Origin of the sequence: Achromobacter xylosoxidans, assembly GCF_002192695.1 — a bacterium.
Classification (GTDB): Bacteria; Pseudomonadota; Gammaproteobacteria; order Burkholderiales; family Burkholderiaceae_B; genus Achromobacter; species Achromobacter xylosoxidans_C.
In genome coordinates this window covers 23,479-47,525 of sequence record NZ_MTLG01000122.1, presented here as the reverse complement: position 1 = coordinate 47,525, position 24,047 = coordinate 23,479, and the positions used below count along the sequence as shown (strand labels likewise).

The window sequence follows — 24,047 nt, the reverse complement described above, 5'->3', positions numbered from 1 at the left end:
ACCATGAGATCCGTACGAATTGCCATCGCGCTGGCCCTTGCCGCGCAGCTTGCCGCCTGCGCAGCGCCCCATGGCCAGGTGTCTTCCGGGACGACGCGCCCGACGCTGGGCTTCGTCGGCCAGCCGCCGGGCACGGTCATCAAGGTGGACGGGCTGCCGCTGGATCCCAACGTGACCGTGGATGGCGCCATGACCGTGGTGCGCGTGGAGGAAGGCGTGCACCGCGTCCAGGTCGAACGCAACGGCACGGTCGTCCATCAGGAGCAGATCTATCTGTCCGGCGGCCAACGAAAGATTCTTGATCTAGGCAAAGGAAACGTGAAATGAAGCGTCTCATTACCGTCCCGCTCGTGGCGGCGGCATTGTTGTTGAGCGCGGGTTGCGCTCAGAACAACAACAGCAAATACACCTGGGGCAAGTATGACGATGCGCTGCACTCGTTCTACAAGCAGCCGGGCCAGTCCGCCGAATACATGGCCGAACTCGAGAAAACCATTCAGATGGCCGAGGCCGGCAAGCTGCCGGCGGCGCCCGGAATCTACGCCGAGTATGGCTACATGCTGATGCTGGCGCAGCGCAACGGCGAAGCCGTTGCGTACTTCCAGAAGGAAAAAGCCGCATGGCCGGAGTCCGCGCGCTTCATGGATGGCATGATCAAGACCGCCGGCGGCGCCGTGGAAACGAAGCCGCAGGCTGGCGATACCAAACAGGTGCAAGGATGATGCTACGACTGATCAAGGCCGCGCTTGCGGTTTGCGCCGCTGCGGCGCTGGCCGGCTGCGCCGCTCCGCGCACTGTCGAAAAGAACGACTACAGCAAGTTCCGCGCGGAGAACCCGCGTTCCGTGCTGGTCGTGCCCGTGGTGAATCGCAGCGTCGAAGTGGACGCGCCGGATTCCCTGTTGACCACCATTACCAGGCCGTTGGCCGAACGCGGCTACTACGTGTTCCCCGTGAACCTCGTCAAACAGGTCATGAATGAAGAGGGCATGTCGGATGCGGATATGGTCCATGCCAATGACCCTGTCCGCCTTGCCGGCCTGTTTGGCGCAGACAGCGTGCTGTACATCTCCATCGAGCGCTGGGACGCGCGTTACGCGGTGATCGGCACCACCGTCACGGTGGCGCTGACCTATACGCTAAAGAGCGGCAAGACCGGCGAAACGATCTGGGAGACCCAGCAGAGCGCGGCCTACGCTTCGCGCACCGACCAGGGTCTGATCGGCGCGTTGATCAGCGCGGCCATCGAGAAGGCCGCGCCCAGCTACATGCCGCTGGCACGCCAGGCCAACACCACGGCGGTGTACGTCCAGGGCCGAGGCTTGCCCGCCGGGCCCTACGATCCCGTGTACCTGAAAGATCAGAAGTCGTTCTGATCCGTGCGGGGTTGCGGCCGGCCGGCAGGCCGGCCGCGCGCCATTCAAACCGGCCAGCCGTCCTGGCGATAGGCCGAATCCCAGAACATCCATTCCAGCTGCGCGGCGCGGGTATACGCCGCGTGCATCTGCGCAAGCGTTTCGGCGGACGCCTTTTCGGCCACGCGATCGACCGACGTGATGACCCTGCGCACCAGGGCATGGAAGTCCTCGCAGGCATAGGCCTCGATCCAGGCTGCGTAGGGATTGGGCTGCGCCGCCCGCGCATGGATCTCGCGGCCGATTTCGGCATAGATCCAGAAGCACGGCAGCAGGGCCGCCAGCGCCACCGGGTAAGGCGCGCTCCAGGCGGTGGCGAGCAGGTAGCTGGTGTAGTGGTGGCAGGCCGGGGTCAGCGGCGTGGCTTCGAAGGTGGCGTCATCGATGCCGAACTGCTGCAGGAAGCCCGCGTGCAGCGTGCGTTCGGCGACCACCGCGCCCTTGGCCGCTTCCGCGAACTGCACCACGCCGTCGGCGTCGTCGGCCTTGGCCGCGGCGATGGCGAGCGCACGTCCGAACGCCACCAGATAGTGCGCGTCCTGGATCATGTAGTGCTTGAATGCGTTCTCGTCGAGCTGGCCGCTGGCCAGTTCGCGGTTGAACGGCATGTCGCGCGTGGTTTCGTAGAGTGCGGCGTTGCGCGCCCAGGCGTCGGAGCTGAAAGACATGGGGTTCCTCAAGGCAGGCTGTCGGCGCGCGGCTGCGCGCCGGTCGATAAAGCAGGCTAGGGTATCAAGGCGTGAGCGGCATCAGGCCTTGCGCTTGCGGTGATGGCGGACATAGTCCTGCAGGACGTCGCGCAGCACGACGGCCTGGTTGTGTTCGGTGTTGCGGGCGCCATAGAGCAGGGTCAGCGCGCGTTCGCCCGCCGCGTCCAGCAAGGCGGCCATGCGGGCCTGCTGCTCGGGTTCCGCCAGTTCGGCCTGGTAGCGTTGGCGGAACTCTTCCCAGCGATCCTCGATGTGGCTGAACCATTTGCACAGTTCCAGGGTGGGTGCGATGTCGCGGGCCCATTCGTCCAGATGCAGGTCCGCCTTGCGCAGGCCGCGCGGCCACATGCGGTCCACCAGCGCCCGGTAGCTGCCTTCCGGGCCCAAGCCCTCGTAGACGCGTTGCACGGCGATGGCGGACGGTTTCATGGCGGCTCCAGAAAGGGTGGCGGATCCCGCTACTTTAGCGCCCGCCGCCCGTATTCAACCCGCGATCAAGGATTTTCCGCGGCATCAGCGCGCGTGCCGCAAGCGCGCAGCACCAGGAAGCCGACCACGGCGGACGCCAGCGAGCCCGTCAGCACCCCGATCTTGGTGGCGTCGATGGCGGCCGGATCGCTGAACGCCAGGGCGCCGATGAACAGGCTCATGGTGAAGCCGATGCCGCACAGCAGCGACACGCCATACAGCTGCATGTAGCTGGCGTGGCGCGGCAGGGTGGCGATGCCGCTCTTGATGGCCAGCCAGGCAAAACCGAACACGCCCAGCTGCTTGCCCAGGAACAGGCCCAGCGCCACGCCCAGGGGCACCGGCTGCGCCAGGCTGCCCAGGCCCATGCCGGCGAAGGACACGCCGGCGTTGGCGAAGCCGAAAATCGGCACGATCAGCAGGGCGACCGGCTTGTGCAGCGCATGTTCCAGCACATGCAGGGGCGAATGCGCGCCCGGATGGCCCTGGTTCTGCGGGCGCAGCGGAATGGTCAGCGCCAGCGCCACGCCAGCCAGCGTGGCATGCACGCCGGACTTCAGGACGAAGTACCACAGCACGGCGCCGATCAGCAGGTAGGGCGTCAGGCGCAGCACGCCTGCGCGGTTCAGGCAGAACAGGCAGGCGAGCAGGGCGCCCGCCATGCTCAGCGCGAACACATTGAGTTCGGCGGTATAGAACAAGGCGATGATGACGATGGCGCCCAGGTCGTCCAGGATGGCCAGCGCCGTCAGGAAGATCTTCAGCGAGGTCGGTACGCGGCTGCCCAATAGCGCCAGGATGCCCAGCGCGAAGGCGATGTCGGTCGCGGCCGGAATGGCCCAGCCGCGTAAGGTGTCGGGGCTGCCGTAGTTGATCAGCACGTAGATCAGCGCAGGCAGCGCCATGCCGCCCAGGGCGGCGATGCCGGGCAGCACGATGCGGGCGGCGCCGCGCAGTTGGCCGTCCAGGACTTCACGCTTGATCTCAAGCCCGACCAGCAGGAAGAACACCGCCATCAGGCCGTCGTTGATCCAGTGCAGCACGGTTTCCTTGAGCAGGACCGGACCTACGTGAAAGCCGAGCTTGGTCTCCAGCACGTTGAAGTAGGCGGGCGCTGCCGGGCTGTTGGCCACCACCAGCGCGACGAGTGCGGCCAGCATCAGGACATAGCCGCCCAGCGCTTCGGAACGGAGGAACGATTGCAGGAACGAGACCGGCTTTTGAGGAGGGACGGCCTGGAAATTCATGCAGTACCGCCCTTGCTTACGTTTTGATAAGATGCGCGTTTCATTCCTGAATTTTACCTGAATTAGTATTTCGGGATTCTTCTACTTCGTCGAACATCTTTCAATTATTTGAAAAAACAGCTCATCAGCGTCGAATTGTTGGCGTTGCTTGTCCGGCGACCAAACTCTCCCTCGAATCCCGACCAGTCCTGGCTTGCAAGGCCGCCTGGCGACTCTTGCTAGCCAAATGCCATTACGTCCTCTTACGGTATTGACCTACACGCCCGCCAAGCCTGGCGCCGCGAGCCGCCTGGTGGATGTGGGCGATGCGCTCACGGCGCCTGCGGCCCGGAGTCCTCACGGCGTCTATCAGACCCGCCAACTGATCCCCAGCACGCGCCTGCTGGACTGGGCGCGGGCCGGGGCGCGCTTCGATCTGTCCCGCACCGGTTCCGTGCGCGTCTGGTCCGATGGCCGGCTGCACGCTGCCGAATGCCCGCGCGACCGCGCCAGCGTGGGCGCCGCGGCGCTGGAGCAGGAAGACATCGCCTACCTGGAAGCCTACCTGTTGTCGCAGGGCCGTTGCTGGAGCGGCGCGGACGCCTCCCAAGGCGGCCAGTCCTGATCATGCCGAATTCCATCGAATCCCTCCAGAACCGGCCCGGCCCCGACGCGCGCCTGCGCATCCTGCACACCGAAGCGGCCACCTCGTTCGGCGGCCAGGAGTTCTGCATCTACAAGGAAATGATAGCCATGCGTGAGCGCGGCCATCATCTGGAAGCGGTCTGCCAGCCGGAGGCGGAACTGGGCAAGCGCTTGCGCGAGGCCGGTTTCACGGTGCACCTCATTCCCATGGATGGCCCGCTCAACTTCACGCGCGGCGTCGCGTTCGTGCGCCGGCTGTTGCGCCGCGGGCGCTTCGACGTGGTCAATACGCACAGCCGCCGCGATACGGTCCTGGGCGCGTTTGCGGCACGCCTGGCCGGCACGCCTCTCATCGTGCGCACGCGCCATCTGGCCAAGCCCATCAATTCGCTCTACGCCTATACCTGGCTGGCGCATCGCGTCATCGCCGTCAGCCGCTACGTGCGCGGCCAGCTGCTGGACGGCGGCGCGCGGCCAGAGGCCATCGCCACCATCCATTCGCCGGTGGTGCTGCCCCAGGTGCATGGCGGCGTCTGCGTCAGGCGTGAACTCGGCCTGCCGGAGGATGCGCTGGTGGTCGGCTGCGTGGCCGTCATGCGGGCGGACAAGGGGCATTGCGACCTGATCGATGCGTTCCAGCGTATCGCCGCCACGTTTCCGACGGCGCATCTGGTGCTGGTGGGCGAGGGCCAGCCCATGGCGGGGCAGCTGCAGGCGCAGGTGGCGGCATTGGGCCTGGCGCAGCGCGTTCATTTCACCGGCCGACGCGACGACATCGGCAATGTCCTGACCGCCTTCGACGTGTTTGCGCTGCCGACGCTGCGCGAGGCGCTGGGCACCGTCTTCATCGAGGCCGCGGCCATGGGGGTGCCGGTCATCGGCACCGACGTGGGCGGCGTGCCCGAAACCATGCAGGCCGGCGTGACCGGCCTGTTGGTGCCGCCCGGCGATCCTGCGGCGCTGGCGGCGGCACTGGAAAGCCTGCTGGCCGACCCGGCTTTGCGCCGCCGCATGGGCGAAGCGGGCCGCGAGCTGATCCGGGGGCAAGGCCTGTTTTCCGCCGAACGCACAGCCGGCCTGGTTGAACAGGCTTATGCTGGCTGGCTGGCGGAACTGCGGGGGCCGGCGCGCGCCGCCTGATACGAGCCGCGGCTCAGTGCCAGAGCAGGGCGTTCATGGCCTCGACCAGCCGGTCGCGGTAGCGCGGCAGCAGCGCCTGCAGGCGTTGCTGGCGTTCCTTCCATTCGGCGGGTTCCGCGCCGGGAGCGATGCGCGGCGCCGCCCAGATCGGATCGGGAAAGTGGCGGTCGCCGCGCCAGCGCGGGATCACGTGCCAGTGCAGATGGGGCACCATGTTGCCCAGCGAAGCCAGGTTGATCTTGTCCGGCGCGAGGACCGATTGCTGCGCTTCTTCCACCACGTACACGGCCCGCATCAGCAGGTCGCGGCCGTGGGTGGACAGGCTGGTCATCTCGGCCAGGTGCCCGTTCCAGACCACACGGGTGAAGCCCGGATAGTCGGCGTCGTCCACTTCGATGATGCGCAGGTGCGGACCGCGCCACAGCAGCGTGCCGCCGTCTTCCTGGCACAGCGGACAGTTGGGGTCGCGCGCGCTCAAGGCATCACCTTGCGGTACTGGATGAAGCCCGAACGGTCGGCGATGCGGTCGTAGAGCTGGATGGCGGTGGCGTTGGTTTCATGCGTCAGCCAGTACACGCGCGAGCAGTTGGCGGCGGCGGCCTGCGCGTACACGTGCTCGATCAGCTTGCGGCCGGCGCCGGTGCCGCGTACTTCCGGGTCCACGTACAGGTCCTGCAGATAACAGTAGTCGCCCGCGGTCCAAGTGGAGCGGTGGAAGATCCAGTGCACCATGCCGACCGCCCGGCCGCTTTCGTAGGCCAGCGCCGCGTGCATGGGTTCGGCGGGGTCCAGGAAGCGCGCCCAGGTGTTGCGCGTGACCGCGTCGTCGATGTTGACGCGATAGAACTCCTGGTAGCCCTTCCACAGCGGCAGCCAGGCTTCGAAGTCGGCGGCGACGATGGGGCGGATTTCTGCGGTACTCATGGCTTGCGGCCTCCAGGCGGGATTCAGAGTTGGTCTTCCATGGCTTCGACGATGTGTCGCAGCACTTGCAATCGAGCGTAGCGCTTGTCGTTGGCGGACACCAGATGCCAGGGCGCGTGCGCGAGGTCGGTGCGCGCCAGCATCTCGTTGGCGGCATCCGCGTAGTCTTTCCATTTGTCGCGGTTGCGCCAGTCGTCGGCCGTGATCTTGAAGTTCTTGAAGGGTGAGTTCTCACGTTCCTTGAAGCGCTCCAGCTGCACGTCCGGCGTCACCGCCAGCCAGAACTTCAGCACCAGCGCGCCGCTCGCGGCCAGTTGCCCCTCGAAGTCGTTGATCTCGGCGTAGGCGCGGCGCCAGCAGGCGGGCGCGGTCAGCTTTTCGACGCGTTCGACCAGCACGCGGCCGTACCAGGAGCGGTCGAAGATGGCGATGCGGCCGTGGCGCGGCACGTGGCGCCAGAAGCGCCACAGATAGGGCCGGGCCAGTTCCTCGCTGTTGGGCGCGGACACGGGCGTGATGTCGAACTGCCGCGCGTCCAGCGCATGCGTCACGCGCCGGATCGCGCCGCCCTTGCCGGCCGCGTCCTGGCCTTCGAACACCAGCACCAGCGAGCGGTCCTGGAACTTCTTTGAACGCGCGGCGCGCGCGAGCCGGCCTTGCAGCAGTCCCAGTTCGGATTCGTAGTCGTCCTTGTCGGTCTTGGCGTCGTAGTCCAGCTCGCCCAGGCGGTCGACGATGCGCGTGGTCCGGGCGTGCGCCACGAAGGCGGCCGGAATGCGCGGCACGCCGCGCTGGCGCATGGCGGCCAACACGGCTTCGGCGGTACGCGCGGCGCGCATGTCTTCGTCCGCGCTGGGGATCACGACCCACGGGGCGTGGCCGCTGTCCGTGCGGTTCAGCACCACTTGGCCGGCGTTGCGGATGCGGTCGTACTTCTTGTAGACCTTCAGGTCGATCGGGCTGACCTGCCAGGAGGTCTCCGGGCTGGCGAGCAGGCGCTGGGCCCGCTCTTTCTGCGCCTTGGCCGACAAATGGAACCAGAGCTTGACGATCTGCACGCCCTCGGCGGCCAGCATGGCCTCGAAGTGGCGGATCGCGGCGGCCTGCGCCTCGATGCTGTTCTGGTCGGGCTTCTTGCGCGTCGCCTCTAGCAGCAGCGGCGCGTACCAGGAGCCGAACACGATGCCGGTGCTGCCCTTGGGCGGCAGGTCGTTCCAGTAGCGCCAGAAGGGTGGACGCTCCAGCGCGGCGCCTTCGCGCGGCCCATAGGCCAGCGTCTTGATGTGGCGCGGATCCATCCATTCGTTCAGCAGGTTGACGGTGGCGCCCTTGCCGGCGCCGTCGATGCCGGCGATGACCACCAGCAGCGTCTTGTCGGCCTTCTGCAGGCGCTGGTACTGCGCGTTCAGCAAAGCGACGCGCAGCTTCGCTTCCAGCGGCTTGAATTCTTCCTTGGACAGGCTGGGGTCGGCTTCGGCTTCTGCAAACATGGGGAGATCCGTCTGATCGGCAATTCTGCGATCGGACGATCTTGCGGGATAAGCCCCGGGCGCGCAAGCCCGGATCGCGGCGCCTGCCGCCGCGCTCAGAGCGCGTCGACGGGGATCTTCAGGTAGCGCACGCCGTTGTCCTCGGGTGGCGGGAAGTGGCCGGCGCGGATGTTCACCTGGATCGCGGGCAGGATCAGGGTGGGCATGGAGAGCGTGGCGTCGCGCCGCGTGCGCATGGCCACGAAGTCTTCTTCGCCGACGCCGTCGCGCACGTGGATATTGGCGCGGCGCTGTTCGGCCACCGTGGTCTGCCAGGACGCCACGCGGCCGGCGGGCGGGTAGTCGTGGCACATATGCAGCCGCGTGTCGGCGGGCAGGCTCAACAGGCGCTGAATGGAACGGTACAGCTGATGCGCGTCGCCGCCGGGAAAGTCGCAGCGCGCCGTGCCCACGTCAGGCATGAACAGCGTGTCGCCGACGAAGGCCGCGTCGCCGATCAGGTAGGCCATGTCGGCCGGCGTGTGGCCGGGCACGTGGATGGCCTGCGCCGTCAGCGCGCCGATGCGGAAGGTCTCGCCGTCGGCGAACAGATGGCCGAACTGCGAGCCGTCCAGCTGGAATTCCGGCTCCAGGTTGAAGATCTTCTTGAACACGCCCTGCACGGTCTGGATGCTCTGGCCGATGGCGATGACCCCGCCGAGCTGCCGCTGCAGGTAGGGCGCCGCCGACAGGTGGTCGGCATGGGCATGGGTTTCCAGCAGCCATTCGGTCTTCAGGCCGTGCTGGCGCACGTACTCCGCCACGCGGTCGGCGCTGGCGGTGCTGCTGCGGCCGGACTTGGGATCGTAATCCAGCACCGAGTCGATGATGGCGCAGGCGCCGCCCGGCGCGGGCTCATGCACGACGTAGGTGACGGTGGCGGTGACGGGATCGAAAAAAGCCTGGATCTGGGGAGACATGGACGCTCGCGTCGCAGCGAGTCGCTGCAAGATGAAACACTCTATGCATTTCAATAATATTGTTGGATATTATATTGGTCAATATAATGATCAAACTCTCCCACGCCGATTGATACGCATCAAATGAATGACGCCCTGACCGAGTGCGAAGTCGCTGTCCTGCGCGAATCCGCCTCCCAGGCCTGCGCGCTGCTCAAGGCGCTGGCCAACGAAGACCGCCTGCTGCTGCTGTGCCAACTGGTCCAGAACGAACGCAACGTGAGCGAACTCGAATCGCTGACCGGCATCCGCCAGCCTACCTTGTCCCAGCAACTGGGCGTGCTGCGCGATGAAGGCCTGGTCGCGACCCGGCGCGAGGGCAAGTACGTCTACTACCAGATGGCCAGTTTCGAGGTCAGCCAGGTGATGAAGACGCTATCGAGTTTGTACTGCGGCCGCGCCATGGAGTCACTCAAGTGAACCTGGACTGGTCCGCCTTCACTCCCTGGCCAGCTGGCGCGGGCGGCCTGCTCATCGGGGCCGCAGCCGTGCTGCTGATGGCGGGGGTTGGGCGCATCGCGGGCATCAGCGGCATCCTGGGCGGCCTGTTTCAGCCCGAGCGCGGCGGCATGTGGCGGCTGGCCTTTCTGATCGGCTTGTTCGCGTCGCCCTGGCTGTACCGCCTGGGCGGCGCCTTGCCTGCCGTCGTGGTGGAGGCCGGCACGACGCGCCTGATCGTGGCGGGCCTGCTGGTCGGCATCGGCACGCGCTATGCCTCGGGTTGCACCAGCGGCCACGGCGTCTGCGGCGTGTCGCGCGGATCGCGCCGCTCTCTGACCGCCACTGCCTTGTTCATGGCTGCGGGCTTCGCCGTGGTCTACGTCACCCGCCATCTGGGGGGACTCTGACATGGCTGCATTGATCGCCTTCGCATCGGGCCTGGTGTTCGGTCTGGGCCTCATCATCTCCGGCATGGCCAATCCGGCCAAGGTGCTGGGCTTTCTGGACCTGGCAGGCGCCTGGGATCCGTCGCTGGCCTTTGTGATGGGCGGCGCCGTGCTGGTCACGGCGGTGGGCTTTGCGCTCTTGCGCCGCCGCCGCGTCAGCCTGTCGGGCGAGCCGCTGCGCTGGCCCGCCGCCACGCAGGTGGACTTGCGCCTGGCCGCGGGCAGCCTGGCGTTCGGCGCGGGTTGGGGCCTGGCCGGCTTCTGCCCGGGACCGGCGCTGGTGGCCGCGGCGGCCGGCGTGCCGGAAGCCTTGATTTTCGTGGCCGCCATGGCGGCAGGCATGGCGATATTTTCGGTGCTGGAAAAATTCAAAAGCCGGTAGACCGGCGAGGAGACAAGCATGCCGACAGCAGAGGCGCAGCGCGATTTCGATGTGGTGGTGGTGGGCGGCGGATCGGCGGGCATAGGCGTCACCGCCAGCCTGTTGCGCCGTCGTCCGGACCTGCGGATCGGCGTCATCGAACCCAGCGACAAGCACTACTACCAGCCGGCCTGGACCCTGGTGGGCGGCGGCGCCTTCGACATCGCCAAGACCGTGCGCCCGACCCGCGAGGTCATGCCCAGGCGCGCCACCTGGCTGCAGGCGGCAGCGGCTGGCTTCGAACCCGAGGCCAACCGCGTGCTGCTGTCCGACGGCCGCGCGGTGAGCTATCAGCAGCTGATCGTCTGCCCCGGCCTGCGCCTGGCGTGGGACAAGGTCGAGGGACTGGCCGACACGCTGGGCAAGAACGGCGTCAGCTCCAATTACCGCTATGACCTGGCGCCCTATACCTGGGAACTGGTGCGCGGGCTGAAGGGCGGACAGGCGCTGTTCACGCAGCCGGCCATGCCCATCAAGTGCGCCGGGGCGCCGCAGAAAGCCATGTACCTGGCCTGCGACCATTGGAAGCGCAGCGGCGTGCTGGACCGCATCGACGTGGAGTTCGACCTGGCCGGCGCGGCGCTGTTCGGCGTGCCGACGTTTGTTCCGCCGCTGATGCGCTATGTCGAAAGCTACGGTATCGCGCTGGCCTTCAACTCGGCGCTGGTGGCGGTGGACGGCGCGGCGCGCAAGGCCTGGTTCGATCTCAAGAACGCCGACGGCGCGGTGACGCGCGTGGAGAAATCCTTCGACATGCTGCACGCGGTGCCGCCGCAGGTCCCGCACGACTTCCTGAAGAACAGCGCGCTGGCGGACGCCGCCGGCTGGTGCGAAGTGGATCCGTCCACGCTGCTGCACGTGCGCCATGGCAACGTGTTCGGGCTGGGCGACGGCATTTGCACCAGCAATGCCAAGACCGCCGCGGCCGCGCGCAAGCAGATCGTCACGGTGGCGGAGAACCTGCTGGCGCTGCGCGAAGGCCACGCCATGCCGGTCAAGTACGACGGCTACGGCTCCTGCCCGCTGACGGTGGAACGCGGCCGCATCGTGCTGGCCGAGTTCGGCTACGGCGGCAAGCTGCTGCCCACCTTCCCGCTGGACCCGACCGTGCCGCGCAAGAGCGCCTGGTTCCTCAAGGCCACGCTGCTGCCCTGGATCTACTGGAACGGCATGCTCAAGGGCCGCGAATGGCTGGCCCGCCCGCTGGGCAACTGAGCGCCTCCATGATCGATACGGTGTTGGCCGCCAGCGCGGCGCTGGGGGCGTGCGTGGGCCTGATACTCGGGCTGACCGGCGCGGGCGGCGCCATCATGGCGGTGCCCCTGCTGGTCTTCGGCCTGCATCTGCAGGTGTCGCAGGCCGCGCCCATCGCCTTGCTGGCGGTGGGGCTGTCGGCCGCGCTGGGCGCGGCGCTGGGGCTGCGCAAGGGGCAGGTGCGCTATCGCGCGGCGGGCTTCATGGCTGTCACCGGCATCGTCGTGTCGCCGCTGGGCCTGTGGGCGGCGCGGCGGCTGCCCAACGCGCCGTTGGCCATCATCTTCGCCTGCGTGCTGGGCATGGTGGCGTGGCGCATGTGGAACCAAGGCAACAAACCGGCGGCGCAGGCTGCGCCGCGCACGCCGCCCTGCCAGCTCGATGCCAGCACCGGCCGGCTGCGCTGGACCGCGCCCTGCGCGCGCGCCTTGACGGGCGCGGGGCTGATCGCGGGATTCCTGTCCGGCCTCTTGGGCGTGGGGGGCGGCTTCGTCATCGTGCCCGCGCTGCGGCGCGCTACCGACCTGAGCATGCAGGCCATCGTCGGCACGTCGCTGGCCGTGATCGCGCTGGTGTCCGCCAGCGGCGTCGTGGCCGCGGCGGCGGGGGGACATCTGGATTGGCGCATCGCCGCGCCGTTTACTGCGGCGGCGGTGCTGGGCATGCTGGGCGGGCGCAAGGTGGCCGACCGGTTTCCCCCGCGCCGCCTGCAGCAGAGCTTCGCGCTGTTCGCGGGCCTGGTGGCCGTGGCGATGCTGGTGAAGGGCGTGCTGGCGCTGCTCGCGGCCGCATGAGGCCGCGAGCCGTCGCGCTTACTCGTAGGTGCGGATATCGTCGATGACCTTGCCGTCGTTCGGCAGGCCGTCCGCATCCACCCATTCCACGTCGCTGCGCAGCTTGGTCACGTCGCGCACCGACTCCGCGATGCGCTTGCCCAGCTCTTCGCTGCGCACCCGCGATTCCACTTTGAGCACCATGCGGTCGGAACCCGTGCTGCCGCTGATCACCAGCCGCGCGCGCAGGATCTCGGGATGGCGGCGCGCCACGTCGGCCACCTGCGACGGATGCACGAACATGCCGCGTACCTTGGTGGTCTGGTCCGCGCGTCCCATCCAGCCCTTGATGCGGGTGTTGGTGCGCCCGCAAGGCGAGATGCCGGGCATGACGGCGGACAGGTCGCCGGTGCCGAAGCGCACCAGCGGATAGTCCGGGTTCAAGGTCGTGACCACGACCTCGCCGACTTCGCCGTCGGGCACGGGTTCGCCGGTGCCGGGGCGCACGATCTCGACGATGATGTCCTCGCCCAGCACCAGGCCTTCGCGCGCCGGTGTTTCAAACGCGACCATGCCCAGGTCGGCGCTGCCGTAGGCCTGGTAGCCGTCGATGCCGCGCGCGGCCAGCCAGTCGCGCAAGGATGGCGGAAAGGCTTCGCCCGACACCAGCGCGCGGCGCAGCGAATCCAGCTTCACGCCCAGTTCGTCGGCTTTTTCCAGGATGATCTTGAGGAAGCTGGGCGTGCCGGTATAGCCGGTGGGCGCCAGGTCCTGGATCGCGCGCACTTGCTGTTCCGTCTGGCCAGTGCCGCCGGGAAAAACGGTGCAGCCCACGGCATGCGCCGCGGTTTCCATCATGGAGCCGGCGGGCGTGAAGTGATAGGAAAAGCAGTTGTAGGCCAGCTCGCCGGCGCGGAATCCTGCGGCGTGCAGGGCGCGGGCAAAGCGCCAGTAGTCGCCGCGCGCGCTCTCCGGCTCATAGATGGGACCGGGCGACGCGAACACTCGCATCGCCTCGCCCCAGCCTATGGCGGAGAAGCCGCCGAAGGCCTTTTGCGGTCCGGCAGGCGTCGCCGCATCGTCGCGGCTGTGCTGCTGGCGTTCCAGCAGTTCGTGCTTGCGCAGCACCGGCAGGCTCGCCAGCGCCGCGCGCGACGTGATGGTGGCGGGGTCGATGCCGCGCAGCTGCTCGGCGATGGCGGGCGCACGCGCAATGGCCCGCGCGATCGCGCCGGGCAGGGCGGCCATCAGCTCGCGCTCGCGTTGCTCGGGCGCTCTGGTTTCGAGAACATCGAAAAACTGGGACATGGGATCACACCCTCTCGTATGCCAGGGATCACGCCAGCCAGCGCTTGCGCCGGCGGTAGAACTTGTTGTCGCGGAAACTCTTGCGTTCGCCGCTGGATATTCCCAGGTAGAACTCCTTCACGTCCTCGTTCTGGGCCAGATCGGCCGCCGCGCCGTCCATCATCACGCGGCCGTTTTCAAGGATGTAGCCGTAGTCCGCATAGCGCAGCGCAATGTTGGTGTTCTGCTCGGCCAACAGGAAGCTGACGCGTTCGCGCTGGTTCAGGTCGCGCACGATCTCGAAGATTTCCTCGACGATCTGCGGCGCCAGCCCCATGGAAGGCTCGTCCAGCAAAATCATGTTCGGGTTGGCCATCAGCGCGCGGCCGATGGCGGTCATCTGCTGTTCGCCGCCCGAGGTGTAGCCGGATTGGCTCGCGCGGCGCTGCTTCAGGCGCGGGAAATACTGGTAGACGCGGTCCAGCGCCGCCGCGGTATCGGCGCGGCTCATGCTGCGCGTGTAAGCGCCAGTCAGCAGGTTTTCCTCGATGGTCAGGTGAGCAAAGCAATGCCGGCCTTCCATCACTTGCACCACGCCGCGCTTGACCAATTCCGCCGGCGACAGCTTTTCGATGCGCTGGTCGCGGTACTGGATATGGCCCTTGGTGACGTCGCCGCGTTCGCCCTTGAGCAGGTTCGAGATGGCGCGCAAGGTGGTGGTCTTGCCTGCGCCGTTGGCGCCCAGCAAGGCCACGATCTTGCCTTCCGGCACTTGCAGGGAAACGCCCTTGAGCACCAGGATCACGTGGTTGTAGATCACCTCGATGCCGTTCACGTCGAGCAGCACCTTGGGGGTGTCTGCGGGTACTGCGGAAGTCGTTGCAGCGGTCATGGCTGTTCCTGCGGCTTGGTGGCCGCCGGCCCCTTATGCGGGACCGGCGGCCGGTTCACATCAGTTCTCGCAAGTGCGGGGCGTGATGTTCTTTTCCTTGGCGTATTTCGCTGCGCCTTCCTTCACCATCGGGTCCAGGATGGCCTTGTCCGACTGATACCAGTCGGAGACCACCTTGAACTTCGCGCCGTCCCACTGCACGATGCGGGCCCAGTCGTCGCCCTTGTGGTTGCTGCACGAGGTCTTGACCGGACGCATGATCTGGCCGAAGCCCAGCTTGTCCAGCTTTTCCTGCGTCAGGTTCAGGTTCTCGAAGCCCCAGCGCACCTGCTCGGGCGTCAGCGCCTTGCCCTTGCCGAACTTTTCCTGTGCGGTGCGGATCGCTTCCACCTGCAGCATCGAGATCATCATGCCGCGGGTATGGGCGATGGTGCCCAGCGTGGTCTTGCCGGTCTTGTCCGAACCCTGGCCCTTGTCGTAGACGAACTTCTTCAGGTCGTCGTAGACCTTGTCGTGCTCGGCGCCGCTGTTGTGGATGGTGATGGCGTTGTAGCCCTTGGCGACATCGCCCAGGTCCTTCACGTCGCCTTCAGAGCCGGCCCACCAGATGGCGTACATCTTGTCCCGCGGATAGCCGCTGGCCTGGGCTTCGCGGATGGCGGTCGGCGTCATGATGCCGGCGCTCCACAGCAGCACATAGTTGGGGCGCGCCTGGCGGATCTGCAGCCAGGTGGACTTCTGTTCCACGCCGGGGGCGGTCACGGGATAGAGCACCAGCTCGAAGCCTTCCTTGGCCGCGCGCTTCTGCAGCAGGGGGATCGGCTCCTTCCCATATGGCGAGTCGTGGTAGACCAGGGCGATCTTCTTGCCCTTGAGCTTGTCCATGCCGCCTTCTTTCTTGGCGATGTCCTGGATCATCACGTCGGCCGCGGTCCAGTAGGTACCCAGCAGCGGGAAGTTCCATTCGAACACGCTGCCGTCGACCGACTGCGACAGGCCATAGCCCATCGTTTCGACCGGCACCTTGTCGACCATGGCCTTGTCGCTGACGGCGAAGGTGATGCCGGTGGATTGGGTGTCGAAGCCCGATGCGCCGGTGCCCTTGCCCTTCAGGCGTTCGTAGCATTCCACGCCGCGGTCGGTGGCGTAGGCGGTTTCGCACTCTTCGTACGTGATCTTGACGCCGTTGACGCCGCCATCGCGTTCGTTGACCAGCTTCAGGTAGTCCAGCTTGCCGTCGGCCCAGGGAATGCCCAAGGGTGCGAAGGACCCGGTGCGATACACCAGCAACGGAACGAACTGCTCTTCCGCCGCCATTGCCGGCGTGGCCACGGCGCCCGCGGCGCCGGCTGCGGCCATCAAAGCTGCCGCCAACTTCAGGTTAAGACGCTTCATCTCCATTTACCTCCTGCGTGGTGCTTGGGTCAGTAAACCCTGGGACACCGGGATTGGCCCGGTCTTGAGCCGGGTATTCAGGGCGGGTCCGCCGCGCTTGTGCCGCCGCGGACCGCGGAAATCAATGCGAAATCAATGAGGGAACGGCCAGATGCGTAGTTTTTCCTTGCCGATGCTCCACAGCCTGGCCAGCCCGTGCGGTTCGGCGATCAGGAAGAACACGATCAGCGCGCCGAACACCATGTGTTCGATATGCGCCGCCGTGTCCACCGACAGCGGAATGCCCAGCGCGTGCGGAATATTGGACAGCGCCACCGGCACCAGCACGATGAATGCCGCGCCGAAGAAGCTGCCGATGATGGAGCCCAGCCCGCCGATGATGACCATGAACAGCAACTGGAACGAACGTGTCAGGTCGAACGCCAGCGGCTCCCAGGAGCCCAGGTGGATGTAGCCCCACAAGGCCCCGGCCACGCCGACGATGAACGAGCTGACCGCGAAGGCGGTGAGCTTGGCGTACATGGGGCGGATGCCGATGACGGAGGCCGCCACGTCCATGTCGCGGATCGCCATCCACTGGCGGCCGATGGCGCCGCGCACCAGGTTCTTGGCCAGCAAGCTGAAGATGACGACCAGGATCAACACGAACAGGTACTTCTCCAGCGCGCTCTGCACCGGCAGGCCGAAGGCGGTCAGCGGCGGCACCGAGACGTTGCCGGACGACGAGTAGTTGGTGAAGAAGGGGATGCGCAGGAACGCCCAGTCCACGAAGAACTGCGCGGCCAGCGTCGCCACCGCCAGGTACAGGCCGCGGATGCGCAGGCTGGGTATGCCGAAGATCACGCCCACGATGGTGGCGAAGAAGCCGCCCAGCAGGATCTGGATGATCAGCGGCATGCCGGGAAAGCGCACGCCGAAGTTCCAGGCCGCGTAGGCGCCCACCGCCATGAAGGCGCCGGTGCCCAGCGAGATCTGGCCGCAATAGCCAACCAGGATGTTCAGGCCCACGGCGGCCAGCGCCAGGATCAGGAACGGAATCAGGATGGCGCGCAGCAGGTAGTCGCTGGCCATGGCCGGGATGGCGACGAACGCCACCGCCAGCAGCAGCCAGATGAAGATGCGGTCCTGGCGGATCGGGAAGATCTGCTGGTCAGCGCGATAGCTGGTCTTGAATTGGCCGTTTTCGCGATAGAACATGTTTTTATCCTAGAGGGCCTGTGGGCTCAGACACGGTCGATGATCTTCTCGCCGAACAGCCCTTGCGGACGGAACAGCAGGAACACCAGCGCCAGCACATAGGCGAACCAGATTTCGATACCGCCGCCTACCAGCGACCCCAGATAGACCTCGGACAGCTTTTCGCCCACGCCGATGATCAGGCCGCCCAGGATGGCGCCCGGCACCGAAGTCAGCCCGCCCAGGATCACCACCGGCAGCGCCCGCAGCGCCGCGGTGGACAGCGTGAACTGCACGCCGAACTTCGAGCCCCAGATGATCCCGGCCACCAGCGCCACCAGCCCCGCCACGCTCCAGACGATCACCCAGATGCGGTTCAGCGGAATGCCGATGGACTGCGCGGCCTGGTGGTCATCGGCCACCGCGCGCAGGGCGCGGCCGGTCGAGGTGTACTGGAAGAACAGCGCCAGCGCGGCCACCAGCAGGGCGGCAATCACCGCCGCGGTCAGGTCCTCCAGGTTGATCAGCAGCCCGCCCTCGAAGACCGAGTCCAGGATCATCAGCGGATCCTTGGGCATGCCCACGTTGATGGAGTACACCGAGCTGCCGAAGGTGATCTGGCCCAGGCCGTCGAGGAAGTAGCTGATGCCCAGCGTGGCCATCAGCAGGGTGGTGGCTTCCTGGTTGACCAGGTGGCGCAGCACGAAGCGTTCGATGGCGACCGCCAGCAGGAACATCACGATGGCGCTGACGATGAAGGCCAGCACGTTGGCCAGGATCATGTTGTCAAAGCCGAACCAGCGCGGCAGCCACTCCGAGAAGCGGGCCATGGACAGCGCGGCGACCAGCACCATCGCGCCCTGCGCGAAGTTGAAGACGCCGGATGCCTTGAAGATCAGCACGAAGCCCAGGCCGATCAGCGCATACAGCATGCCGCTCATCAGGCCACCGAATAAGGTCTCTAGAAAAAATCCCATGTCTGTCCGCCTTAGTGCGACACGCCGAGGTAGGCGCGGATGACGTCTTCGTTGGCGCGGACCTCGTCCGGCTTGCCGTCGCCGATCTTCTTGCCGTAGTCCAGCACCACGACGCGGTCCGAGATGTCCATGACCACGCCCATGTCGTGCTCGATCAGCACGATGGTGGTGCCGAACTCGTCGTTCACATCCAGGATGAAGCGGCTCATGTCCTGCTTCTCTTCGATGTTCATGCCGGCCATGGGCTCGTCCAGCAACAGCAGGCGCGGCTCCATCGCCAGGGCGCGGCCCAGGTCCACGCGCTTTTGCAGGCCGTAGGGCAGGCGGCCCACGGGAGTCTTGCGGTAGGCCTGGATTTCCAGGAAGTCGACGATGTTCTCGACGAACTCGCGATGCTTGATCTCTTCGCGCTCGGCCGGCCCCAGGCGGAAGGCCTGGGCCAGCAGCCCGCACTTCATGCGCAGGTTGCGGCCGGTCATGATGTTGTCCAGCACGCTCATGCCCTTGAACAGCGCCAGGTTCTGGAACGTGCGGGCGATGCCCATTTCAGCGGCGCGGCGCGGATTCATGCGCGAGAAGCGCTCGCCGCCGAACTCGATGCCGCCTTGCTGCGGCGTGTAGACGCCGTTGATGACGTTGAGCATCGAGCTCTTGCCGGCGCCGTTGGGGCCGATGATGGCGCGGATTTCGTGTTCGCGCACGTTGAAGGAGATGTCCGTCAGCGCCTTCACGCCGCCGAAGGACAGCGAGATGTTCTGCATGTCCAGCATGACGTCGCCGATACGCTGGTCGCGGTCGTTGTTGCTCATGATCTCTACGCGGCCTTGGCGGTGATGGCGGGAAACGTCTTGACCGGGCGGATCTTCAGGTCCGCCGAGATCTTGCCGGTGCGTCCGTCTTCGAATTTGACTTCGGTCTCGATGAACTGCGACTGCTTGCCGCCAAAGAGCGCGTCGATCAGCACGCCGTACTTCTGCGCGATGAAGGCGCGGCGCACCTTGCGCGTGCGGGTCAGTTCGTCGTCGTCCGGATCCAGTTCCTTGTGCAGGATGAGGAAGCGGCTGATCTGCGAGGCCGACAGCTTGGGATCGGTGGCCAGGTCGGCGTTGACCTGTTCCACGCATTCGGCGATCAGCTGGTAGACCTCGTCCTTGGAAGCCAGGTCGGTGTAGCCGGCATAGGGCATGCCGCGGCGCTCGGCCCAGTTGCCCACGGCTTCCAGGTCGATGTTGATGAAGGCGCACACGTCCTCGCGGTTGGCGCCGAAGGCGACCGCTTCCTTGATGTGCTGGAAGAACTTGAGCTTGTTCTCGATGTACTTGGGCGCGAACAGGCTGCCGTTGGCCAGCTTGCCCACGTCCTTGGCGCGGTCGATGATCTTCAGTTGGCCATCGGTGTCGAGATAGCCCGCGTCGCCCGTGTGGAACCAGCCGTCGGCGCTGCGCGCTTCCGCCGTCGCTTCCGGGTTGCGGTAGTACTCCTTGAACAGGCCGGGGCTCTTGACCAGGATCTCGCCGTTGTCGGCCACGCGGATCTCGACGCCGTCGACAGGCGGACCCACGGTGTCGTCGCGCACCTTGCCGTCGGGCTGCACGCAGACAAAGACCGAGGTCTCGGTGGAGCCATAGAGTTGCTTGAGGTTGATGCCGATGGAGCGGTAGAACACGAACAAGTCGGGGCCGATGGCCTCGCCCGCGGTGTAGGCCACGCGCACCCGGCTCATGCCCAGCGCGTTGCGCAGCGGGCCGTAGATCATCATGTTGCCCAGCGCGTAGCGCATGCGGTCCCAGGCGCTGACCTGCTCGCCGTCCAGGATCCTGGTGCCCACGCGGCGCGCGAGCTTCATGCAGGCCGCGAACAGCTTGCGCTTGATCAGCCCCGCGTCTTCCATGCGGATCATCACATGCGTCAGCAGGCCTTCCAGCACGCGCGGCGGCGCGAAGTAATAGGTGGGGCCGATGTCGCGCATGTCGATCGACACGGTATCGGGCGATTCGGGATGGTTCACCGTAAAGCCCGTGACCAGCAGCTGCGTGTACGAGAACATGTTCTGGCCGATCCAGGCGGGCGGCAGATAGGCCAGCACGTCTTCCTGGTCGGTCAGCTTTTCCATCTCGGAAACGGCGCGCGCGCGGTCGATCAGCGCATGGTGCGTAAGCACCACGCCCTTGGGCTTGCCGGTGGTGCCAGAGGTATAGAACATGGCGGCCGGGTCTTGCGGCTGCACGGCGGCGACGGCTTGCTCGAAGAAGCCCGGATGCTGCTTGGCATAGTCGCGGCCCAGTTCTTCGAGCTGCTCATACGAGCGCAGCATGGGGTCGGTGTAGTGGCGCAGTCCGCGCGGATCGTCATACACCACGTGCTTGAGCGCAGGGCATTGCTCGAGGACTTCGAGCATCTTGTCGACCTGTTCCTGGTCTTCGACGATGGCCACGCTGATCTCGGCGTCCTGCAGCACGTAGACCATTTCCTGCGCCACGGCGTCCTGATAGAGCGGCACCGGTATCGCACCCAGCGACTGCGCGGCCATCATGGCCATGTACAGGCGCGGGCGGTTCTCGCCGATGACGGCCACGTGCATGCCGGGCTTGATGCCGAGCGCGGCCAAGCCATGCGCGACGTGCCGGACATGTTCCGCCACTTCGGACCACGTAAGGGTTTGCCAGATCCCCAGATCTTTTTCGCGTATGGCGGGCCGCGACCCGCGAACGCTGGCATGCGTGAACAGCAGCCCTGGAAAGGTATCCAGCGCAGCCGGCATCCGTGCAGATGCGGGCGATGTATGTGCCACGATGTCTCCTCCGGTTTGGACGCATCGGGCCAGGAGTCCGCAAGAGCGGCGGTGGCGATGAAGCGCTTGACCAGTTGGTTTTAGATTTACGGCAGGAGTTAAGGTATAAGGTTGGGTTGCTACCAACTGTCACCATCGCGACATTCAAGGAACTTTTAGGGTATTCCCGATGCAGCTAGCCGACTCCCTGCAACTCGCCGCCGCCTGGTTCCGCGTGCTCAGCCGCGATCAGCAAGAACGCGTCGAGCGGGACCTGACCGTGCAGCAGGTGGTTGCCGGCTCGATCATAGAGCGCAAAGGTGAACTCGCACAGGCTTGGATAGGGGTGCTGGCGGGGCTGGTCAAGGTGTCGGTGGGCAACGCCGAAGGCAAGGTGGCGTCGCTGACGGGTGTGCCGGCCGGCGGCTGGATCGGCGAGGGCTCGCTGCTCAAGCGCGAAATCCGCAAGTACGACATCGTTGCGCTGCGGGATTCGGTGGTGGCGCGCCTGCCGGCCGCCACGTTCGACTGGCTGCTGGACAACAGCATTCCGTTCAACCGCTATCTGCTCCACCAATTGAACGAGCGCGTGGCGCAGTTCATCGGCAAGGCGGAGTATGACCGCCTGCTGGATCCGGATGCGCGCGTGGCCCGCTGCCTGGCCGAGCTCTTCAACCCTTTGCTGTATCCCGGCATGGGCATGCGCCTGGCGATTACGCAGGAAGAGGTAGGCTATCTGGCCCGGGTGTCGCGGCAGCGCGCCAATCAGGCGCTGCGCAAGCTGGAAGAGGCCGGCCTGCTCAATGTCGAGTACGGCGCGGTCCGGGTGCTGGACCTGGACGGCCTGAAACATTACGGAGCGGACCGCGCCACGGCCGAGGGCGAACCGGCCTGAGCGCCGGCGGCCTGAAGAAAAAAGTGCTTGACGATGAATAGTGCGCTATTTAATATCGCACAATGAAATCCAGATCCAAAGCCAAGGCCGCATTCAATCCGCTGCTGCTGGACAGCCAGCTGTGTTTCGCCCTGTACTCGACTTCGCTGGCGATGAACAAGGTGTATCGCAAGCTGCTGCGCGGGCTGGACCTGACCTATCCGCAGTACCTGGTGATGCTGGTGCTGTGGGAGGGCGACGAGATTACGGTGACGGATATCGGCGAGCGCCTGTTCCTGGATTCCGCCACGCTGACGCCGCTGCTAAAGCGGTTGGAAGCGGCGGGCCTGGTGACGCGCAAGCGCGCCGTGGAAGACGAGCGCCAGGTGATCGTCGGCCTGACCCGCCAGGGCCGCGAACTGCGCGCGCAGGCCGAAGCCGTGCCGCATTCGATCGCGGGCGCCGCGCAGTGTTCGCTGGAAGAGGCGCAAGGTATGATGAAAACGCTGCACGCGCTGCGGGAGAAGCTGAGCGCAAGTCTTTGAAGTTGAAGCGGCGGGCAAGGCCCGCTACTGTTAGGTTAAATAAATAGTGCGCTATTTAATATTGCACTATTTAAATAGTAAGGGTCGCGGCGGGATGTTCCCGCCAGGCCTGGCAGTCCAACCTCCACTTCCCTACAAGGAAACGCATCATGTCTATCGAAAAAGTGCTGTACCGCGCCCATGCGCACGTCACCGGCGGCCGTGAAGGCACGGGCGCCACGGACGACGGCAACCTGAACGTCCAGCTGACCACGCCGAAGGAACTGGGCGGCGCGGGCGCGGCCGGCACCAATCCGGAACAGCTGTTCGCCGTGGGCTACTCGGCATGCTTCATGGGCGCCATGAAATTCGTCGCCGGCCGCGACAAGATCGCCATGCCGTCGAACGCGACGATCGACGGCGCTGTTGGCATCGGTCCTATTCCTACGGGGTTCGGGATCGAAGTCGAATTGAAGATTTCATTGCCGGGGATGGAGCGGGCCGAGGCCGAGAAGCTGGTCGCTGCGGCGCATATCGTTTGCCCTTATTCGAATGCTACGCGGGGCAATATTGATGTGACGTTGACGATTGTTTGATCGTTGATGGTTTGTTGATGTTCTATTGGCGGGCGGTCTTGTTCGTAGGCCGCCCGTACTTTACGGCCGCGCGGGCGGCCGTAAAGTACATACGCAATTCTTTTAATTTCGATAGTAGTCGCTGGCGCGAATGCAGATAGCTGCGTTCTGATGCATCCCCGTCCAGAGGAAGGGGCGGTGATGGGCGGCGCGCGCGATGTGCAGTGGCGTGCGCATGCAGTGCGTCTCGCGCGCGCCGCCCATCCGGCGCCGGAGTTGAAACGTAGATGGTGAACAGACGTGATGCCGCAGCCACTGCGCGCAGCGCCATCACGCGACGCAAGACACCGCGTAAGCCCCAAGAGGCCGCCCGCGCGGCCGGCCTGGGGCGGGCCCCGCAAGACACGCCACCACACCCCGATGCGGAAAAAAACGCCAAGCACGCCACTCGCCCCAGTGCCCGTGAAGATTCAGACAGTGCAGCCTGCCGCGCAGCACATCCCTAATGCGACCCACCCAAATAAGCCGCAACAACAGCCGGATCATGCTTCAACTTATCCGCGCTCCCATGCACGGAAATCCGCCCGTTCTCCAACACATACCCATAATCCGCCACATTCAATGCAGCAGCAGCAAACTGCTCCACCAGCAGCATCGTCACCCCTTCATCCTTGAGCCGCGCGATGATCCGGAACACCTCTTCCACCAGGATCGGCGCCAATCCCATTGAAGGCTCGTCCAGCAGCACCAGTTCCGGATTCAGCATCACCGCTCGCGCCATGGCCAGCATCTGCTGTTCGCCGCCCGACAAGGTCCCGGCCAGCTGATCGCGCCGTTCCTTCAGGCGCGGAAACAGATCCATGGCTCGGCCCAGGTCGGACTGCACGTCACCCTTCGGGCGGCTGCCGGTCAGGCGCGGGAAAGCGCCCAATAGCAGATTGTCGGTGACCGACAGCGTCGGAAACACCCGCCGGCCCTCGGGCGAATGCGCCAGGCCCAGCCGCGCGATGCGGTGGGACTCCAGGCCGTCGATGCGCTTGCCGCTCAGCGTGACCTCGCCCGCGGTGGGGCGGATCATGCCGGACAGCGCCCGCATCGTGGTGGTCTTGCCGGCGCCGTTGGAGCCGATCAGCGTCACCACCTTGGCCTTCGGCACTTCCATGCTGATGCCGTGCAGCACCTTCACCTTGCCGTAGCCCGCTTCCAGATTCTTGATCGATAGCATCT

At 65.9% G+C, this 24,047-nt stretch carries 28 protein-coding genes; 13 read left to right on the top strand and 15 right to left on the bottom strand.

All coding sequences use genetic code 11. From position 1 onward, the window contains the following. The first annotated feature begins 3 nt into the window (after nucleotides 1-3). Genes BRO63_RS30635 through BRO63_RS30625 form a run of 3 tightly spaced genes read left to right on the top strand, consistent with a single transcriptional unit; the run spans nucleotide 4 to nucleotide 1,375 of the window. Nucleotides 4-327 carry a hypothetical protein gene (locus BRO63_RS30635; protein WP_088143340.1) on the top strand — a complete coding sequence of 108 codons (324 nt, stop codon included), beginning with the start codon at nucleotides 4-6 and terminating at the stop codon, nucleotides 325-327. Next, on the top strand, nucleotides 324-722 hold the full coding sequence (locus BRO63_RS30630) for a DUF4810 domain-containing protein (RefSeq protein ID WP_088143339.1): 399 nt from the start codon (nucleotides 324-326) through the stop codon (nucleotides 720-722). The genes BRO63_RS30635 and BRO63_RS30630 overlap by 4 nt, the downstream gene beginning before the upstream one ends. Further along, nucleotides 719-1,375 carry a DUF799 domain-containing protein gene (locus BRO63_RS30625; protein WP_256942978.1) on the top strand — a complete coding sequence of 219 codons (657 nt, stop codon included), beginning with the start codon at nucleotides 719-721 and terminating at the stop codon, nucleotides 1,373-1,375. The genes BRO63_RS30630 and BRO63_RS30625 overlap by 4 nt, the downstream gene beginning before the upstream one ends. 44 nt (nucleotides 1,376-1,419) lie before the next feature. Here BRO63_RS30625 and tenA read toward each other — a convergent pair whose 3' ends face one another. The 3 genes from tenA to nhaA form a co-directional block, all read right to left on the bottom strand. Further along, entirely contained in the window at nucleotides 1,420-2,082 is a 663-nt protein-coding gene (gene tenA, locus BRO63_RS30620) for a thiaminase II (RefSeq protein ID WP_088143338.1), read from the bottom strand. 81 nt (nucleotides 2,083-2,163) lie between these two features. Next, nucleotides 2,164-2,553 carry a DUF488 domain-containing protein gene (locus BRO63_RS30615; protein WP_088143337.1) on the bottom strand — a complete coding sequence of 130 codons (390 nt, stop codon included), beginning with the start codon at nucleotides 2,551-2,553 and terminating at the stop codon, nucleotides 2,164-2,166. A 65-nt stretch (nucleotides 2,554-2,618) separates the two neighbouring features. Next, nucleotides 2,619-3,839 (bottom strand): Na+/H+ antiporter NhaA, encoded by a 1,221-nt coding sequence (gene nhaA / locus BRO63_RS30610; RefSeq protein WP_088143336.1) that lies wholly within the window; start codon nucleotides 3,837-3,839, stop codon nucleotides 2,619-2,621. Nucleotides 3,840-4,065: 226 nt separating this feature from the next. On the opposite strand from nhaA, the gene BRO63_RS30605 reads away from it, so the two are divergent. Next, entirely contained in the window at nucleotides 4,066-4,443 is a 378-nt protein-coding gene (locus BRO63_RS30605) for a hydrogenase (RefSeq protein ID WP_088143335.1), read from the top strand. Between the two features lie 2 nt (nucleotides 4,444-4,445). Then, complete coding sequence (locus BRO63_RS30600; RefSeq protein WP_088143334.1) at nucleotides 4,446-5,603, top strand: glycosyltransferase; 1,158 nt, start codon at nucleotides 4,446-4,448, stop codon at nucleotides 5,601-5,603. A 13-nt stretch (nucleotides 5,604-5,616) separates the two neighbouring features. Here the strand turns inward: BRO63_RS30600 and BRO63_RS30595 are convergent, their stop codons facing one another. The 4 genes from BRO63_RS30595 to BRO63_RS30580 all read right to left on the bottom strand — a co-directional run bounded on the left by BRO63_RS30595 (nucleotide 5,617) and on the right by BRO63_RS30580 (nucleotide 8,976). Beyond that, complete coding sequence (locus tag BRO63_RS30595) at nucleotides 5,617-6,081, bottom strand: HIT family protein (protein ID WP_088143333.1); 465 nt, start codon at nucleotides 6,079-6,081, stop codon at nucleotides 5,617-5,619. Then, a complete protein-coding gene (locus BRO63_RS30590; protein ID WP_088143332.1) occupies nucleotides 6,078-6,527 on the bottom strand; it encodes a GNAT family N-acetyltransferase in 450 nt (149 codons plus the stop codon). Before BRO63_RS30590 ends, BRO63_RS30595 begins: the two co-directional genes overlap by 4 nt. 23 nt (nucleotides 6,528-6,550) lie before the next feature. Next, entirely contained in the window at nucleotides 6,551-8,017 is a 1,467-nt protein-coding gene (gene pap, locus BRO63_RS30585; protein WP_088143331.1) for a polyphosphate:AMP phosphotransferase, read from the bottom strand. A gap of 95 nt (nucleotides 8,018-8,112) precedes the next feature. Then, nucleotides 8,113-8,976: an MBL fold metallo-hydrolase gene (locus BRO63_RS30580; RefSeq protein WP_088143330.1), complete on the bottom strand. Its 864-nt coding sequence runs from the start codon at nucleotides 8,974-8,976 to the stop codon at nucleotides 8,113-8,115. Between the two features lie 123 nt (nucleotides 8,977-9,099). On the opposite strand from BRO63_RS30580, the gene BRO63_RS30575 reads away from it, so the two are divergent. Genes BRO63_RS30575 through BRO63_RS30555 form a run of 5 tightly spaced genes read left to right on the top strand, consistent with a single transcriptional unit; the run spans nucleotide 9,100 to nucleotide 12,371 of the window. Then, nucleotides 9,100-9,435 (top strand): ArsR/SmtB family transcription factor, encoded by a 336-nt coding sequence (locus BRO63_RS30575; protein ID WP_088143329.1) that lies wholly within the window; start codon nucleotides 9,100-9,102, stop codon nucleotides 9,433-9,435. Then, the gene (locus BRO63_RS30570; RefSeq protein WP_088143328.1) at nucleotides 9,432-9,863 is read left to right on the top strand and encodes a YeeE/YedE family protein; all 432 of its coding nucleotides are present in this window, start codon (nucleotides 9,432-9,434) and stop codon (nucleotides 9,861-9,863) included. Before BRO63_RS30575 ends, BRO63_RS30570 begins: the two co-directional genes overlap by 4 nt. 1 nt (nucleotide 9,864) lies before the next feature. After that, a complete protein-coding gene (locus BRO63_RS30565; protein ID WP_088143327.1) occupies nucleotides 9,865-10,284 on the top strand; it encodes a DUF6691 family protein in 420 nt (139 codons plus the stop codon). An 18-nt stretch (nucleotides 10,285-10,302) separates the two neighbouring features. After that, nucleotides 10,303-11,538, top strand: a complete 1,236-nt coding sequence (locus BRO63_RS30560) for an NAD(P)/FAD-dependent oxidoreductase (protein WP_088143326.1) — start codon at nucleotides 10,303-10,305, stop codon at nucleotides 11,536-11,538. An 8-nt stretch (nucleotides 11,539-11,546) separates the two neighbouring features. After that, complete coding sequence (locus BRO63_RS30555) at nucleotides 11,547-12,371, top strand: sulfite exporter TauE/SafE family protein (RefSeq protein ID WP_088143479.1); 825 nt, start codon at nucleotides 11,547-11,549, stop codon at nucleotides 12,369-12,371. Nucleotides 12,372-12,389: 18 nt separating this feature from the next. On the opposite strand, the gene BRO63_RS30550 is transcribed toward BRO63_RS30555, so the two are convergent. The 7 genes from BRO63_RS30550 to BRO63_RS30520 all read right to left on the bottom strand — a co-directional run bounded on the left by BRO63_RS30550 (nucleotide 12,390) and on the right by BRO63_RS30520 (nucleotide 20,868). Beyond that, nucleotides 12,390-13,658: a phenylacetate--CoA ligase family protein gene (locus tag BRO63_RS30550; RefSeq protein ID WP_088143325.1), complete on the bottom strand. Its 1,269-nt coding sequence runs from the start codon at nucleotides 13,656-13,658 to the stop codon at nucleotides 12,390-12,392. Nucleotides 13,659-13,686: 28 nt separating this feature from the next. Next, on the bottom strand, nucleotides 13,687-14,529 hold the full coding sequence (locus tag BRO63_RS30545; protein WP_088143324.1) for an ABC transporter ATP-binding protein: 843 nt from the start codon (nucleotides 14,527-14,529) through the stop codon (nucleotides 13,687-13,689). A 60-nt stretch (nucleotides 14,530-14,589) separates the two neighbouring features. After that, entirely contained in the window at nucleotides 14,590-15,930 is a 1,341-nt protein-coding gene (locus BRO63_RS30540; protein ID WP_088143323.1) for an ABC transporter substrate-binding protein, read from the bottom strand. A 126-nt stretch (nucleotides 15,931-16,056) separates the two neighbouring features. Further along, on the bottom strand, nucleotides 16,057-17,121 hold the full coding sequence (locus tag BRO63_RS30535) for a branched-chain amino acid ABC transporter permease (RefSeq protein ID WP_042796064.1): 1,065 nt from the start codon (nucleotides 17,119-17,121) through the stop codon (nucleotides 16,057-16,059). A 26-nt stretch (nucleotides 17,122-17,147) separates the two neighbouring features. Next, nucleotides 17,148-18,077 carry a branched-chain amino acid ABC transporter permease gene (locus BRO63_RS30530; RefSeq protein ID WP_013396773.1) on the bottom strand — a complete coding sequence of 310 codons (930 nt, stop codon included), beginning with the start codon at nucleotides 18,075-18,077 and terminating at the stop codon, nucleotides 17,148-17,150. Between the two features lie 11 nt (nucleotides 18,078-18,088). Continuing rightward, nucleotides 18,089-18,886 (bottom strand): ABC transporter ATP-binding protein, encoded by a 798-nt coding sequence (locus tag BRO63_RS30525; RefSeq protein WP_088143322.1) that lies wholly within the window; start codon nucleotides 18,884-18,886, stop codon nucleotides 18,089-18,091. 5 nt (nucleotides 18,887-18,891) lie between these two features. After that, a complete protein-coding gene (locus BRO63_RS30520; RefSeq protein ID WP_088143321.1) occupies nucleotides 18,892-20,868 on the bottom strand; it encodes an AMP-dependent synthetase/ligase in 1,977 nt (658 codons plus the stop codon). A 169-nt stretch (nucleotides 20,869-21,037) separates the two neighbouring features. On the opposite strand from BRO63_RS30520, the gene BRO63_RS30515 reads away from it, so the two are divergent. From BRO63_RS30515 to BRO63_RS30505, 3 genes are all read left to right on the top strand, one after another. Then, nucleotides 21,038-21,742, top strand: a complete 705-nt coding sequence (locus BRO63_RS30515; protein ID WP_088143320.1) for a Crp/Fnr family transcriptional regulator — start codon at nucleotides 21,038-21,040, stop codon at nucleotides 21,740-21,742. Between the two features lie 62 nt (nucleotides 21,743-21,804). Further along, nucleotides 21,805-22,266, top strand: coding sequence for a MarR family winged helix-turn-helix transcriptional regulator (locus BRO63_RS30510; RefSeq protein ID WP_054456924.1), 462 nt, complete (start codon nucleotides 21,805-21,807; stop codon nucleotides 22,264-22,266). A gap of 149 nt (nucleotides 22,267-22,415) precedes the next feature. Continuing rightward, a complete protein-coding gene (locus BRO63_RS30505) occupies nucleotides 22,416-22,841 on the top strand; it encodes an organic hydroperoxide resistance protein (protein WP_088143319.1) in 426 nt (141 codons plus the stop codon). 481 nt (nucleotides 22,842-23,322) lie between these two features. Here the strand turns inward: BRO63_RS30505 and BRO63_RS30500 are convergent, their stop codons facing one another. Then, a complete protein-coding gene (locus tag BRO63_RS30500) occupies nucleotides 23,323-24,045 on the bottom strand; it encodes an ABC transporter ATP-binding protein (protein ID WP_013396767.1) in 723 nt (240 codons plus the stop codon). Between the last annotated feature and the right edge of the window lie 2 nt (nucleotides 24,046-24,047).